This window comes from Streptomyces sp. NPDC046821 (assembly GCF_040645335.1).
GTDB lineage: Bacteria > Actinomycetota > Actinomycetes > Streptomycetales > Streptomycetaceae > Streptomyces.
This window is the reverse complement of record NZ_JBEYYB010000001.1, coordinates 454,308-467,615: the sequence shown is the minus strand read 5'-3', so window position 1 is coordinate 467,615 and position 13,308 is coordinate 454,308. Positions and strand designations below refer to the sequence as shown.

Annotated in this window: 12 protein-coding genes and 2 pseudogenes; 4 read left to right on the top strand and 10 right to left on the bottom strand. The window is 68.1% G+C overall.

From position 1 onward, the window contains the following. Window positions 1-284: 284 nt before the first annotated feature. The 4 genes and pseudogenes from ABZ893_RS02235 to ABZ893_RS02220 form a co-directional block, all read right to left on the bottom strand. Complete coding sequence (locus ABZ893_RS02235) at window positions 285-1,019, bottom strand: dienelactone hydrolase family protein (protein WP_361395321.1); 735 nt, start codon at window positions 1,017-1,019, stop codon at window positions 285-287. Window positions 1,020-1,536: 517 nt separating this feature from the next. Continuing rightward, window positions 1,537-1,758: pseudogene (locus ABZ893_RS02230) on the bottom strand (DUF664 domain-containing protein); the annotation flags it as partial. A gap of 317 nt (window positions 1,759-2,075) precedes the next feature. After that, complete coding sequence (locus tag ABZ893_RS02225; protein ID WP_361395318.1) at window positions 2,076-3,065, bottom strand: S66 peptidase family protein; 990 nt, start codon at window positions 3,063-3,065, stop codon at window positions 2,076-2,078. Between the two features lie 429 nt (window positions 3,066-3,494). Then, on the bottom strand, window positions 3,495-3,677 hold the full coding sequence (locus ABZ893_RS02220) for a hypothetical protein (RefSeq protein ID WP_361395315.1): 183 nt from the start codon (window positions 3,675-3,677) through the stop codon (window positions 3,495-3,497). Window positions 3,678-3,820: 143 nt separating this feature from the next. Between ABZ893_RS02220 and ABZ893_RS02215 the strand changes: the two genes are divergently transcribed. After that, window positions 3,821-4,171, top strand: coding sequence for a DUF4333 domain-containing protein (locus ABZ893_RS02215; RefSeq protein WP_361395312.1), 351 nt, complete (start codon window positions 3,821-3,823; stop codon window positions 4,169-4,171). Between the two features lie 291 nt (window positions 4,172-4,462). Here ABZ893_RS02215 and ABZ893_RS02210 read toward each other — a convergent pair whose 3' ends face one another. Beyond that, complete coding sequence (locus tag ABZ893_RS02210; RefSeq protein WP_361395309.1) at window positions 4,463-4,759, bottom strand: hypothetical protein; 297 nt, start codon at window positions 4,757-4,759, stop codon at window positions 4,463-4,465. A 329-nt stretch (window positions 4,760-5,088) separates the two neighbouring features. After that, the gene (locus ABZ893_RS02205) at window positions 5,089-5,316 is read right to left on the bottom strand and encodes a hypothetical protein (RefSeq protein ID WP_361395306.1); all 228 of its coding nucleotides are present in this window, start codon (window positions 5,314-5,316) and stop codon (window positions 5,089-5,091) included. Between the two features lie 744 nt (window positions 5,317-6,060). On the opposite strand from ABZ893_RS02205, the gene ABZ893_RS02200 reads away from it, so the two are divergent. Beyond that, the gene (locus ABZ893_RS02200) at window positions 6,061-7,107 is read left to right on the top strand and encodes an FAD-dependent oxidoreductase (protein WP_361395303.1); all 1,047 of its coding nucleotides are present in this window, start codon (window positions 6,061-6,063) and stop codon (window positions 7,105-7,107) included. Between the two features lie 269 nt (window positions 7,108-7,376). After that, window positions 7,377-8,696, top strand: coding sequence for a hypothetical protein (locus ABZ893_RS02195; protein ID WP_361395300.1), 1,320 nt, complete (start codon window positions 7,377-7,379; stop codon window positions 8,694-8,696). A gap of 35 nt (window positions 8,697-8,731) precedes the next feature. Here ABZ893_RS02195 and ABZ893_RS02190 read toward each other — a convergent pair whose 3' ends face one another. From ABZ893_RS02190 to ABZ893_RS02180, 3 genes and pseudogenes are all read right to left on the bottom strand, one after another. Next, on the bottom strand, window positions 8,732-9,688 hold the full coding sequence (locus ABZ893_RS02190) for a helix-turn-helix domain-containing protein (RefSeq protein ID WP_361395297.1): 957 nt from the start codon (window positions 9,686-9,688) through the stop codon (window positions 8,732-8,734). An 819-nt stretch (window positions 9,689-10,507) separates the two neighbouring features. Further along, window positions 10,508-10,768 (bottom strand): annotated as a pseudogene (locus ABZ893_RS02185) (hypothetical protein); the annotation flags it as partial. Between the two features lie 120 nt (window positions 10,769-10,888). After that, window positions 10,889-12,025, bottom strand: coding sequence for an NAD(P)/FAD-dependent oxidoreductase (locus tag ABZ893_RS02180; protein ID WP_361395294.1), 1,137 nt, complete (start codon window positions 12,023-12,025; stop codon window positions 10,889-10,891). A 58-nt stretch (window positions 12,026-12,083) separates the two neighbouring features. Here ABZ893_RS02180 and ABZ893_RS02175 point away from each other — a divergent pair, with 58 nt between their 5' ends. Further along, on the top strand, window positions 12,084-12,776 hold the full coding sequence (locus ABZ893_RS02175; RefSeq protein ID WP_361395291.1) for a TetR/AcrR family transcriptional regulator C-terminal domain-containing protein: 693 nt from the start codon (window positions 12,084-12,086) through the stop codon (window positions 12,774-12,776). Window positions 12,777-12,840: 64 nt separating this feature from the next. On the opposite strand, the gene ABZ893_RS02170 is transcribed toward ABZ893_RS02175, so the two are convergent. Then, window positions 12,841-13,308: a hypothetical protein gene (locus ABZ893_RS02170; protein WP_361395288.1), complete on the bottom strand. Its 468-nt coding sequence runs from the start codon at window positions 13,306-13,308 to the stop codon at window positions 12,841-12,843.

The window sequence follows — 13,308 nt, the reverse complement described above, 5'->3', positions numbered from 1 at the left end:
ACGCAACACCAGCCAACCGGAGTTGCGGCGACCAGCTCGTGATCAACTGTACCGGATGCGGCGAGCCCTCAGCTCCACGTCACGCCTCGTACAAAGCGCGCCATCTGCAGGAATCCGGTGCTCGAAGTCTGTGGTTGTCGCGGGCTGTAATGGGTGACTGGCAGTGCCTCCGTGATCTCGTACGAACGCGGCAGCGTGTCGGAGGGCGCCGCGCCGAGTACGACGGGCTCCGCCGTCGGTGAGGGCGGGACAGTCCGAGAGAGGCTTGGTTCCGGGCCGGGGCCTCAGCTCTTGGTCAGGGTGCGGCTGAGTAGGGGCAGCAGGCGGTCCCAATGAAGTTGCAACGCGGCGGGGTTGAAGGCATCGGTGTCAGACATGGTGAAGCCGTGGACGGTGCCGGGATAGATCTCGGAGGTGTAGCGGATGCCCGCCGCCTCCAGGGCCTTGTTGAGCTGGCCGAGGGCCTCGGGCGTCAAGTCGCTCTCGGCGTGGCCGAAGTGGACCTCGGCGGTGAGCTTGGAAAGGCTGTCGGGTCCGTCGGCTCCCACCGGGCCGTGGAATGCGGCGAGGGCGGCTACGTGGCTGGGGTGAGCCGCGGCGGTGCGTGTCGCCAGGAGGCCACCGATGCAATAGCCGGTCACCCCGACCGGTCCGGCGCTGACCTCGGGCTGAGCGGTGAGGAACCTGAGGTAGGCATCAGCGTCTCGCAGGACACGGTCAGCGGTGTGCGCCTCGATCAAGGGCATCAGCTGGGCGAAGACCGCGGGCCGGGCCTCTTCTCCGATGTGCTCGGGAAGTTCGATCACCGGTGCGGGGCCGTGCCGGTAGAAGGGGTTGGGGACGAGCACGTAGTAACCGTGCTCGGCCAGTTCGCGGGCCATCTCCCGAAGCACGGGCCGGATACCGAAGCCGTCCGCGTACATCAGCACCCCCGGGTGCTGCTCGCGGTCCTCGGGGAAGTCGGCGAAGGCATCGGCCTGGCCGTCCGCGGTGGGAATCTGCAGCGTCTTGGTAGGCATGAATTCTCCTGTCGTGGTTGATGTGTCGAGCCTGTGGTCAACACGACGGAGGTGGAGCTCGCGCAGCAGCGCAAGACGCTCGATCGGACAGAGGGCCTGCCCCGGCCCGTACGGCGCTCAGAAGAGCCCCGGGTCACCAATCCGTGTATGGCGCAATGCCGTCCCGGTAGTCATGCCTGCAACATAAACCACCGAACAGAGCCGCCACCAACACCCCTGGTCCACAGGGCAGTTCGCGAGAATGATCTCGGCTACCACCCTTGCAGGGTCCGTCCTCACCGCACAGCGAAACACTCCGCAGCCGTCAGCGTGCAGGACTTGCCAGGTAAGCACCCGGGACTACAAGGAACCCGACAGTGCACTCGCCGACAGTGACGGGCGACCTACAACCGTTACGCCGGAGTGCGACGACACCTGTTCGCCGCCCTGGACCTGACCAAATCCGCGGCTGCATCGCCTGGTGAGACCGCCCCGCCGACGACCGGTGCCTTCGCGCCGTCGTCGCGCTGATGCGGCGCTACACGCCGGTGGTGCCGTCGATGCGTTCGCGGACCAGGTCGGCGTGGCCGTTGTGGCGGGCGTACTCCTCGATCATGTGGACGTAGATCCAGCGAAGGCTGACGTCCTGTTCCATGAAGCGGCCCGTATCGGTCAGAGCGTGTTCGGCGCAGTTCTCGCGGGCACGGGCGATCTCCGCCTGCCAGGTCGCGAGGGCATCGCTCAGCGTGGCGCCCTCGGCCGGGCCTCGTCACAGGGCACACGTTGCCTGATGCGGCACCAGATCGAACAGGGGTGCACGTGGGTCCCGAGCAGTGGGGACAGCGCCCGCCGGTCGGCCTACTTCGGCTTGGCCAGCGCCTCCTGCAGCAGCAAGGTGTTGACGTGCATCAGGGCGGCCTGCAGCAAGTGCAGGGCGAGCTTCAGTCGCTCGTCCTCGGCGCCGGTCAGCCTGATCGGACCGGGCCGGGGCCAACGGGCATGACAGGCAGGCCGATCGGGAGAGTCGGAACACGACCGATCGCAGCCCTGCGGGCTCAGGCCAACGTCCTTCCGAACTCAGCTTTCCGCGACCGCCGGCTCCAGCAGGGACAGCGTCCGGTTCTCCGCGTCCACCTGTGCGCGGACGCCGATGGGCAGCGGCAGGTTCGGCGAGGAGTGGCCGAAGTCGACCTGAGCGAGGACCGGGATGTCACGCTGGCCCAGGACATCGAGCACCACGTCGCGTAGACCTGCGCGGTCTGCGCCGTCACCGTGAGGTGTGACCTCGGTCGGGTTGCCGACCACCATGCCTGCGATGCGGTCCAGCACGCCGGACAGCCGCAAGGTGTGCAGATCGTTCCAGATCCGCGAGACCGGCCGCTGCACTTCCTCCCAGAACAACACGGCACCGTCGAACTGTTCGGCGGCCATAGCGAACGGTGTCGCCTGCAGCATGACCAGGCGGTTCAGCAAACCGCCGAACAGTGGTCCCTGCGCACGGCCCGGCCGCCAGGTCTCCCAGGCCCCCATCGCCGGCAGCACGCCCGGCGCCTCGGCCTTGGTGAGCACGCGGGTGTAGAGGTCCACGAGCTCGGTGCGACGGGCCTTGTCGCCCAGCGTGTACCAATCGCCGCCGAAACCGTGGGTGGCGATGTCGGCGTGGAAGCCCACGAGGCCGGTCTTGGCGTGCAACGCCATGTGCAGAAGCGAGATATCGCTGTAGCCGAGGATCGGTTTCGGGTCGGCCCGGATCGCGTCCAGATCGATCAGATCGAGGTAGCCGATGGTCGCCTGTCCGCCGGTGTGCGCGACGATGGCCCGCACCTCGGGGTCCCGGAGCAAAGCATTCAGTTCGTCGGCCTGTTCTACCGGAGTGCCCGATGCCCACCAGCGATTCTGCGCCGGGTTGACCATCGGGCTGACCCGCACGCGGAAACCCATCCGCTCGAGTATCGCCACACCGCGGGCGAGCAGTGGCTCCTCACCCGGCTCGAGCTGGCCCGAGGGCGCGGTAACGACCACGAGGTCACCGGGACGTAGCGCGCGGGGCCGAAGGGGCGCAGGCATGGGGTTTCGCTTCCTCCTTGTTGATCAACAATGACGATCAACATGGCCGGTGCCGCCGATATTCCGCCTTGCCGCCGATATTCCGCCTCACTGGAGAACGCATGGGGCCCGTCCGCGCAGTACGCGAACGGGCCCCATCATCGAGCGCCGGGCAGGCCTTGCACCTGCATTTCCCCGCAGGAAGCGGGGCGTCTTTCCTTGGACCACCAACGCAACACCAGCCAACCGAAGTTGCGGCGACCAGCTCGTGATCAAGTGTAGCGGAGACAGTTCAGTGCCTCCGCCCCGCGGGGTGGGTAGTTGGGGGCCGGCCGGACTGCTGGAACCCCTGGCCACCCCGCGGTGATCCGACGTCGTGGCGAAAGCGCGGGCGATATGGCAGCCGGACCACAGCGCGCTCACCAGGATTTAGCCCTTGTCGATGGGGTCCTACTCGCCTTCGGAAGGTGCGCGGGCAAGCTCGTCGGGGGAGTACACCTCGGCTCCGGCGAGTGGGAAATTGACCATGACGCCGCCGTTCGCGGTAATCATGACAACCTCCCCCACCGGGTCTTCGGGGTGATCGGTCGGCACTACAGGGATGACCTTGTCACCTTCCACCCACTGGGTCACCCGTTACTCCCCTCCGAGGCTTCCAAACCCTGGTCATCTGGACAGTCATCACCCTCATGAACCGCCGCTCCGCAGGGACCGAGAGGTGACTTCACGTCAGCAGAGGGTTGTTTGTACACGGACAGCCGGATAGGACTGTCCGTGTGACTGATCAACGCAGCTTCGCCCGTACCGTCACCGCGCTCTCCCTGGCCGTGATCGCCTGTTGTGCGCTCACTTTCACCATCATGCTGCTGGCCGGGAGTCCCGCCGTGCAGCCGAAGCGCGTCCTGGATCAGGACGCGCTGGCGCGGGCCGTGCTCAACAACGTCAGTTCCAGCGACTTCGCCAAGCCCCCGACCATCGACGACGTCAGCTGTCCCGCTTCCATCCCCGTCGAGGTGGGCCGGGAGTTCGAGTGCAAGGTCGACGGCGTCGGCGACGGCCACACCAGCGGCCATGCCTGGGTCAAGGTGAAGATCAGGGACGATCAGGGTGATCTGTCACTCAGCTGAGGAACTGGGAGCGAGCGGGACCGCAGCCGGGCCTCGGAACAAGCTAAGCCGTGACCAGTCGACCCCGGTCCTCCAGGGGCAGGAGCAGGCTCCTCGTACGTCCGCGCCATGCCTCGTCCACGGTCTTGCGGCGCACCAGGGTCAGCAGCTTGCGACGCGGTCGGGGCGGATGGCACCGCGGGGGCGATGTTGGCGGACACGTCGTCCGGCACGTGAACGTGAAGCCATTGGCTTGGGTCTTTGAAAGGGCCCGAGCATCGGCTCGGGCCCTTTCGAATGCCTCCGGATTTCTCAGCACGCTGTGCCGTACCGGGAGGTGACTCCTTCCGGCTGATACGCACGCTTCCACGCTTCCTTCCACTGCTGGATTTCGGACTCGCGGGTCACGCCGCAGGCCTTTACGAAGTGCAGCAACAGGACGTCGGTGCAGGCGCGCTTGCCGCTGAGGACGTTCCCGATGGTGGTACGCGGCAGGTAGCTGCCACCGCCGCCGGGGACAGCTGCCCGGTCACCGAGATCCCGCAGGGACGGCTGCCCTGCGGCAATCCGGAGGTCCCGCATGGCCAGGAGGAGCTCGGCGGGATTCATCACGTAAGGGAGAGCCGGTGCCGTCCTCGGCAGGGAGACCTTGACGCTCCGTACCTGGGTCGCGGCCCGGGTCGCACGCCCCCAGCGCTTCCTGGCCTCGGACACCGACCCGTCACAGCATCGGACGTACGCTTCAACGGTCTTCCACGGAGGAAGGCTGCGCCCTTTGTCGGCCCGGCACAGTGCCGCGGCTGAGGCGGGGTGACCCAACTGCTTCGACTTGTACGCCATCTGGCTGTAGGGGAGCCAGGACGGGCGGAGCGACCGGAGCCACTCCGCCAGTTCCTTCCTGGTTGCCTCAGCAGGGGCGCTCGTCCGGCGCCCCATAGCTATCGGCGGGTGGGGAAGAGGCGCATCAGCCGGCGAACCAGCTCGATGCCCAGAGTGCCGCCGACGCTCACGGTTATGGCTGCCGTCTCCAGAGGCATACCCGTGAGGATCAGGACGGTGAAGACGCTGAGGACGAGCGCCACCATGACGGCGGGGATGACGGGCACCAGCTGAGGGGCAGGGGTGTTCTTCCCCTGTGTGTCCTCGGTGTTCGGATTACGGTTCACGTTCACCTCTCGGTCGCGTAGTCAACTCGATTGGTGTCGTTGGGATTTCCAGGCCTGGCAGGGCTTGAGAGATCCGACACCTGCGCAAAGTTTCCCGGCGTGCAAGCACCGCGTATAGGACGCCCGAGTCCAAGAACCGGGACAACGCTGGCCAGTTGCTGCCTGACGTCACCGGTTTCGAGGGCTCCCGGCTCTCTGACCTGCGACAGGCCAGGGAGGTCCGTTCCACGCGAATGTGGGACGAACTGAAATGGGTGGTAGCGGGAGCCCTGAGCGTGCGGCACTCTCTAGGTGTTCGGACACACGGACTTCGGTGGGGAGAAGGTCATGTAAGGGCCATGGGGAGCCGTATCGCTGTGCCACACCTGCGTGAAGCATTCGCATTGCCTAGGCATGTCGTGCGTCTGGGCTGTGGCAGGCCTGGTTCCCTTGGGAGTAGCCCACCGGTGTGCCCTATTCATAGTGGCGGGTACTGGGCCTGATCATGCTCTCCTCCGCCCCTTCAGCCGTCTCGGCCGTAGTCAACTCGATGATTTACCAACTGGGTCAGAACTCGTGGCAGCGGGTTCCCCCGAACACATACGCCGTCAGCGTCCGGGATAGGGCCGGGTCCTGGCGGCGTTGTGGTCTGCTGCCAGCCAGGACGCAGCAAATCCCGTTGCGTCGTCCCAGCCTCGACGTGAACTGTGGTGCTACGGCTGCCGACACGGCCTGAATGGTCGTTGAGCTATCGACAAGGACCTCATGTCAGCCGTTGTTGTTGTCGGTGCGGGGATTGTCGGCTCCTCCGTGGCCTACCACCTGGCCCGTCGGGGTGTCCCGGTCACGCTGTTGGAGCGCGCGCCTGTGCCGGCAGCCGGGGTCACCGGAGATTCCTTCGGCTGGGTTCGCGGCTCGGGAGGGCGCTGGCCTGGCGGAGCTCGTCACCTCCGCGAGTACGTGCTGGCGGACTTCCGACGCCTGGAGGCCGAACTGCCCCATGTCGCTGTCCGCCGGACCGGCTCTCTGTCCTGGGCCGGCACACCGGATGAGGACTCACAGCCAGGGCCCGGCCAGTTCCGTATCGGCCGAAGCGACATCTCTGCCCTGGAGCCCAACCTCCGACGACCCCCCGATCACGCCATCCACACCCCGAGTGACGCAGGCGTCGACCCAACGGCCCTGACCCGCGCACTCGTGGCAGCCGCCGGCGCCCACGGAGCGACCGTGTTCTACGAAACCGTGGTCACGTCCTTGCAGGTGACCAATGGGCGCGTCCGGGGAGTGCTGACTTCGACCGGGCGCCACGCCGCCGCCACCGTCGTACTCACCGCTGGAACCAACGTCCCCAGGCTCTGCGCGCCGCTGTCAGCCTCAGCCGACCTGGCCATTGCCGCCTCCCCGGCCACCCTCGCGCGAGTCGCGGCACCGCCAGGCCTGGTCAAGACCGTTGTAGCGCGCCCTGAGTTCGAGGTTCGAGAAGTCCGGGAAGGCGAGCTCGTGCTGGTCGTGCCGCATGTCGAAGGCACAGCGGCAGCGATGGCGCAGGCCGCTCAAGACGCGCTCCAGCGCGTGATGGCGGCCTTCCAAGGGAGTGACTCGTGCCGCCTGTTGGGCCACCGCACCTCCAGACGCCCCATGCCCGCGCACGGGCCCGTCATCGGATACGCGACACGCGACCGATCCGTCTACGTCGCCGTCATGCACTCCGCCATTACCCTGGCGCCCACCGTCGGACGGCTCGTCGCCGACGAACTCGTGACCGGCAGGCCGGCCTCCGAGCTACGTCGTTGCCGCCCGCGTATTCACTGACATCTGGTCGTCAGGCTGCAACGGGAATCGGCCTATTGCCGGGCCGGCTGGCCGGCCCCGTCCTGCCCTTCCGCCAGAGGCGCAGGCCACGGGCCAGACAACCCGTACAACCCCGAAAGAACACGCCTCACCGCCCAACCCCCCTGTCCGGCACCAGACATGTCCGGTCCCCGCCACCCCCCAACCCTTCCGCCGACCTCCCCCGCCTCGCTTGAATGCCGAGCACGCCCAGGCACACCGAGCCTGGCCACACTGAGGAGTCAGTACGGATGAAGCGTCCCATCCTGGCGACCCTGGCCGTCGCGTCGCTCGCGACCATGTCACTCACCGGCGCGACGGCCGCCACCGCGGTCACCCCCGCCTCGTCCGCCGCCGCCGTGGCCGCGCCTAGCGGAGGGGCCGACTCCGCGGACATCTCGCAGCTGCGCCAGGAGTTCAACGACTACATCGCCGGGCTCGACCTCGATGCCGCCACCAGAGCGGCCGCCGAGGATGCGGGATCGTCCGACCAGGCACTCGTCGCCGCCGCCAAGGAGTCCCGTACCCAGATCAAGGCGGTGCTCACCGACGCCGGCGTCGACAACGAGTGGACCTCCGGGGCCATCAACCCCGGTGACTACCAGTGCTCGACCACGGACTTCCGCAATTGGGCCAGCGGTCAGATCGCGCAGATCGACCCCGCGTCGTGGGACTGGTACCAGAACGGCTTCTTGGGCCTGTCGCCCGACCTGCTGATCCAGTACTGGACCCTGATGAAGACGCCCACCAGCCCCGCGGAGACCGCTCTCGGTCCCAACGGAGCGAACACCGACGAGCTGGCCCGCACGTTCACGAACCTCCAGCGGTTCTGGGACGTCGACACCAGCAACGTCGGACTCGTCTCGCTCGACGGCAAGGTCCTCGGCCCCGACGCCGCGGCCGACCGCAAGGTCGTCTACGACGGCCTCGCCAAGATCAGCCCGCTCGGCTCGCTCTTCCTCCAGTGGGGCGTCGAGGGCGGTCTCAGCTCAGGCAAGCTCGCCGGGTTCCCGGGCGGCGTCGACAACCCGATGTTCTCGCTCAACGCCTTCGCGATCGACCCCACCCACTCCGACCCCGACTCGAAGGCCACGCTCGAGGAGCTCGGCATCACCCGCCGTGTGGCGATGGGTGAGGGCATCCTTCAGATGTGGAACGAGCTCGGCCTCGGCCGGGTCGGCGGACGCGCCGTGCTGGCCCACGAGTTCGGGCACCAGGTCCAGTATTCGGACAACCTCTTCGACACCGACATCACCGACGAGGCCGAGGCCACCCGCCGTACGGAGCTGATGGCCGACGCCATGGGCACGTACTTCACGGTCCACAAGCGCGGCGAGTCGCTCAACAAGGCGTACACCCTGCAGGACCTCCAGACGTTCTACAACGTCGGCGACTGCAGCTTCGCCAACCCCGGGCACCACGGCACGCCCAACCAGCGCTACCGCACCTCCGCCTGGGGTGCCGACCTCGCCAAGAGCGCCAGCGACCAGGGGCACATCCTGCCGAGCCTGACGGTCGCCGACTCCTTCGAGAAGGTGCTGCCGGAGCTCGTCGCTCCGGACGCGCGCTGACGCACCGAGAGTGAGTTAAGGCCGCCGGGTCACAGTCACACCCAGCCATGTCTGGCGATCTGCAGTCCTAGCTGGAAGCGGGTGTCCGCTCCGAGCAGTTCCTGCAGTCGGGTGACCCGGCGGCCCACCGTGCGTTCGGACACGCCGAGTTCCCGGGCGATCGAGCGGTCGGTGAGCCCGATGCTGAGCAGACGTACGAGGTGCCGGAAGTCCTTCGAGTCGTCCCGCACGAGCTTCTCGTCGGCGAGCGGCATCGACAGCTGCCAGTAGGACTCGAACACGCTGCGGAGCCCCGCGACGAGACGGCGGTTTCGGATGTTGGCGACGTGCACCTCATCGTCGCGGTCGGACGTGACGTTGGCGGAGACCACGTCGTCGACGATGACGAGATTGATCGGAACTCCCGGGAAGACCCTGGCCTGTTCACCGGCCGCCATGCACGTCTCCACGACCTCGATCGCCTCGGGCGACTCCAGCAGCCGGCTGTCGTACACGACCCTGACCTCGATACCGCGCGCCAGCACCTCGAAGACGCCGTCCGCCGTCGCGATCGGCCGGTCGCCCCGCGAGGCCATGGTCAGCGCGTCGATCCGGGTCGTCGCGGAGCTGATGAGATCCGCGTACTCCTGCAGCGCGACGTCACCGGTCGCGATGTCGACGCCCACGTCAGCCCGTCGGGACGCGTTCCACACATCCGTCAGCTCCTCGCCGACCTCCCGTATGCGCGCTGCCGTCTGCGTGTACGACTGCGCGGTCGCCTCGAGCGGGCCGCGCGGCGCCCGCGCCTCGACCATCCCCTCGGTCTGTACGACGAGCCCCGAGCTCAGCAACGGCCCGAGGGCGCGACCGTCCACCTCGTCCAGCGCCCGCCGACCGGTGGTGGCCAGCCGCACATAGAGCGCCCGCGCGTCTTCGTCGAGGCCCAGGGGCACCTGGTCCGCGGGCAGACCGAGCCGAGGCCCACGCCCCGCCGCCACCGATTCCCGACCCATTCCCACTCCCGTCGCCCCCTCCACTTCCGACCGGCCCGGCACCGTCGGTCGGGCGGTCAGCCTATAAGCTGAGCAAATTTGGGCGTCCGCTGTGGATGTGACTGCGGATGTGGGTGTGGATGTGGCTTGGTGACGGGGGACTGAGCACGTGATCGGACACCTGCCGCCTGCCTGGTTGTTGCTGCAGCGCCCATGCTCTCGATGGCGCCCAAGCAGCAAGCGCACGCGGCCGAGACCGGACAAGCGGCCACCCTTCGCGTGGCTACGACAGCATTTCGGCGCCTCAACGTCACGACGTCGTCACGCCAGTTTGTCGATGAGGTGCTCGCCCACCTGAAAGACGATCGCGAAGGATGCTGAGCGCGAAGATGAGCGGGCGAGGCTCGCGGCCGTCGGCAGCGAAGCCGCGAGCCTCGCCGCGTGGCTTCATTGGGGCATGGGAGACAACGGGTCGGCGCGTACCTGGTACGGCTTGTCGATCAAGGCGGCCCGGCGTGCGGGGGAACCCTCTGACGGCCGACGCTATTCCACTCTTCTGCAGGGGCGATCGCCGAGGTCACGAGTCTGCTCGCGCCGAGCGACGGCAGGCGTTGAATTCGGCGGCACCCGGCCTGTCAGCGCTGTCGCGAGGGCGAGCGGGGCACATCTCTTGGTACGCGGGGTCGGCAGTGAGCTGGTGCAGGAGGCTGCCGACCGCTCGCTCACAGGCGGCGGGAACGTTCATCTCTGGCTGTGGCTGAGCCAATGGGAGATGTCGGCAATGACGGCAGGGTCGACATGTTGCGGACTGCCGTATTCGGCGGGGGTGGATGGTCCGTTCGCCAGCTTCGCCGAGGCCCGCTCGACCCGCGGCAGGGTCTTCGCCTTCTCCTTGACCGTCTCGCGCTCGGCCTTGGCCAGCAGCTTCTTCGCGATCAGTACCTCCAGGAGGTCGAGCGCGTCGTCCACCGCCCGGGTCGTCAGGTAGACGGTGGTGGCCGGCAGCGTCGTCGGCCGACGGGAATCGCCCTGCCGGCGCAGCGGCGACGCCTTGCCGTCCACGCCGTACCGGGACAGCTCGGCGATCCGTCGCGGCGGAATCGTCCGCCTGACTGCGGTTTCGCCGGAAGGCACTGCGCCGGTGCCGCGCTGTCAGGTGAAGCCGTGGCGAGCTGCTGGTGCTGGTGCTGGTGCTGGTGCTGGTGCTCTCGCGCTTGCCGGTCAGGATGGCTGGACTTGGTCGAAGAGCGCGAGGGCTTCGGCGGGGTCTGGGCTCACGAGGCGTTCCAGACCGGCCGTCGTGATCTTTGCCCATCTGCCGGCCCGTGCCCACATGCGTTCCTCGAAGGCGCGGACGGCCTCATCCAGATCTCCAGGGCCGGTGGCAGTGGCGGTGGCGGTGGCGATGGACTCGGCGAGTTCGGCGCCCTCCAGCATCGCGAGGTTCGCGCCCGCCCCCAGCGGGGGCATCAGATGGGCGGCGTCACCCAGGAGCGTCACCCCGGGGACGTGGGCCCAGGTGTGGGACACGGGCAGGACGTAGAGGGGGCGGTGGACGAAAGCGGTGCCGTAGTGGAGGAGGTCGAGGACGGGAGCGGCCCAGCCCTCGAACAGCGTCAGCAGACCCGATCGCACGGCCTCGACGTCGGCCAGGTCCAGGTTCGTGTGCCAGTCCAGCGGCGCGCGGAACTGGGCGTACACCTTGACGTGGCTGCCGCTGTTGCGCTGGGCGACGAGAGCTCGGTTCGCCCCGTACACAGCCACGGAACCGTCGCCGATCAACCGGGCGAGGTCGGGGTGGCGGGTGTCGACGTCGTCCAGGGAGGTCTCGATCGTGGTGACGCCGGTGTAGTGCGGCGTCACCGGCGAGACTGCCGGGCGGGTCCGGGACCAGGCACCGTCCGCGCCGACCACGAGGTCGAACGTCTCCTGTCGCCCGTCCGCGAAATGGACCAGTACGCCGTCCCGGGTCCCCGGCACCACCCGCGTCACGCCCCGCCCCCACTGGACATCGAGAGCGCCGAGCAGCAGGTCACGGAGGTGCCGGCGGTCGATCTCGGGATTGGCCCGGTCGTCCGGGCGGGGGCGCCAGTCGCGCAGGACGGTCCCGGCTGTGTCCAGGATGCGCATGGCCTGTCCCTCGGGGCGGGACAGGGCCTGGAACTCCGCGAGCAGCCCTGCCTTGTCCAGGGCGAGTTGGCCCAGCCCTTCGTGCAGGTCCAGCGTGCCGCCCGGAGGGCGCGCGTCGGGGGCGGGATCGCGTTCGAGGACGGCGACGGGGTGGCCATGGCGGTGCAAGACACGGGCGAAGGTAAGGCCGCCAGGGCCGCTCCCGACCACAGCAATACGACGTCTCATATCGATACACTGTATTTCTTCAGTACGATGCATCGCAACGCAACAGAACGGTGTGAGCATGACTGTCTGGGACCGGCCGGAGCCGCCGACTCGCCCCGTACCCCTCGATCGGGAGCGGATCGTCGCCGCCGCCATCGCTCTGGCCGACGAGGGCGGGCTGGAGGCGGTATCGGTGCGCAAGGTCGCCGCCCGGCTGAACGCCGGCCCGATGCGGCTGTACGGATACCTCTCCACCAAGGAGGAGCTGTTCGACCTCATGGTGGACGAGGTCCAGGGCGAGATCCTCCCCGAGGAGCAGCCCGATGACTGGCGGGAAGCACTGCGCAACCTCGCCCACCGCACCAGGCAGGCCGCCCTTCGCCATGAATGGCTGGCCGACCTGCTCGGCGGCCGCCCGGCCCTGGGCCCCAACGGCCTCGCCGTGGCCGAGGCCACGCTGGCCGCCCTCGACGGCCTCGCCGACATCGACACCGTCATGCGCGCCGTGGAGACCGTCAGCGCCTACTTCACCGGCGCGATCAGGCGCGAGATCACGAACCTGCGGGCCGAGCGCGCCACGGGCCTGTCCGAACGTGACTGGCAGCGCACTCGCGGCCCGCATGTGACGAGGATGCTGGCCACGGGCCGGTTCCCGGCATTGGCCAAGGTCGTGCACGACAGCACGGACATGGACGCCGAGACATCCTTCACGACCGGCCTGGACTGGGTCCTCGACGCCGTGGCCGCCAAACTCACCCGGCCACCGGCGTGAGGCTCAGTTCCTGCCGAATGTGAGTGAGGTCGAGGACGGTGTCCACGGCCGTGCGGGCAGTCCGTCAGTTCCATTTCGGCGTTTCGACCGCCAGGGCGTCGAGGTGGGTGGCGATCCGCTGGAGCAGTTCCATCAACACCGCGTGCTCCTCGCTCGAGAGGCACTCCATCATCCGGACCCTCAGGGCTCCGGACTGCTCGGACACCCGCTCGTGTGCCCGTCGGCCCTCGCCAGTCAGTGCCACCGCGCCGTCGTCAGCCATGTGTGCCCAGCCGCGCTCGACCAACCGGTCGACGTACGGGCGCATGGTGGGCTCGTCGGCGGACAGGAACGCGGCCATGGCCTCGTCGAGTTCGACGATCGTGATCGGGTCGCACGAGATGGTGTTCAACACCTGCCACCCCCGGCGGTTCAGGCCGTCCGCGGCGAACAGTCGGCCCATGCTTCCCTCGATCGCCCCGTCGATGTGCCTCAACCAGTAGCCGAGCGGCCGCTGTTCACGGACGTTGGGCAGCCGAGTCAGGTCAGTCAT

Bases quoted from the DNA above. Each gene is read 5' to 3' on its own strand.
- ABZ893_RS02190 (WP_361395297.1), bottom strand. From the start codon at position 9,688: ATGGGTCGGGAATCGGTGGCGGCGGGGCGTGGGCCTCGGCTCGGTCTG.
- ABZ893_RS02170 (WP_361395288.1), bottom strand. From the start codon at position 13,308: ATGACTGACCTGACTCGGCTGCCCAACGTCCGTGAACAGCGGCCGCTC.
- ABZ893_RS02175 (WP_361395291.1), top strand. From the start codon at position 12,084: ATGACTGTCTGGGACCGGCCGGAGCCGCCGACTCGCCCCGTACCCCTC.
- ABZ893_RS02180 (WP_361395294.1), bottom strand. From the start codon at position 12,025: ATGAGACGTCGTATTGCTGTGGTCGGGAGCGGCCCTGGCGGCCTTACC.
- ABZ893_RS02225 (WP_361395318.1), bottom strand. From the start codon at position 3,065: ATGCCTGCGCCCCTTCGGCCCCGCGCGCTACGTCCCGGTGACCTCGTG.
- ABZ893_RS02210 (WP_361395309.1), bottom strand. From the start codon at position 4,759: ATGAATCCCGCCGAGCTCCTCCTGGCCATGCGGGACCTCCGGATTGCC.
- ABZ893_RS02195 (WP_361395300.1), top strand. From the start codon at position 7,377: ATGAAGCGTCCCATCCTGGCGACCCTGGCCGTCGCGTCGCTCGCGACC.
- ABZ893_RS02200 (WP_361395303.1), top strand. From the start codon at position 6,061: ATGTCAGCCGTTGTTGTTGTCGGTGCGGGGATTGTCGGCTCCTCCGTG.
- ABZ893_RS02235 (WP_361395321.1), bottom strand. From the start codon at position 1,019: ATGCCTACCAAGACGCTGCAGATTCCCACCGCGGACGGCCAGGCCGAT.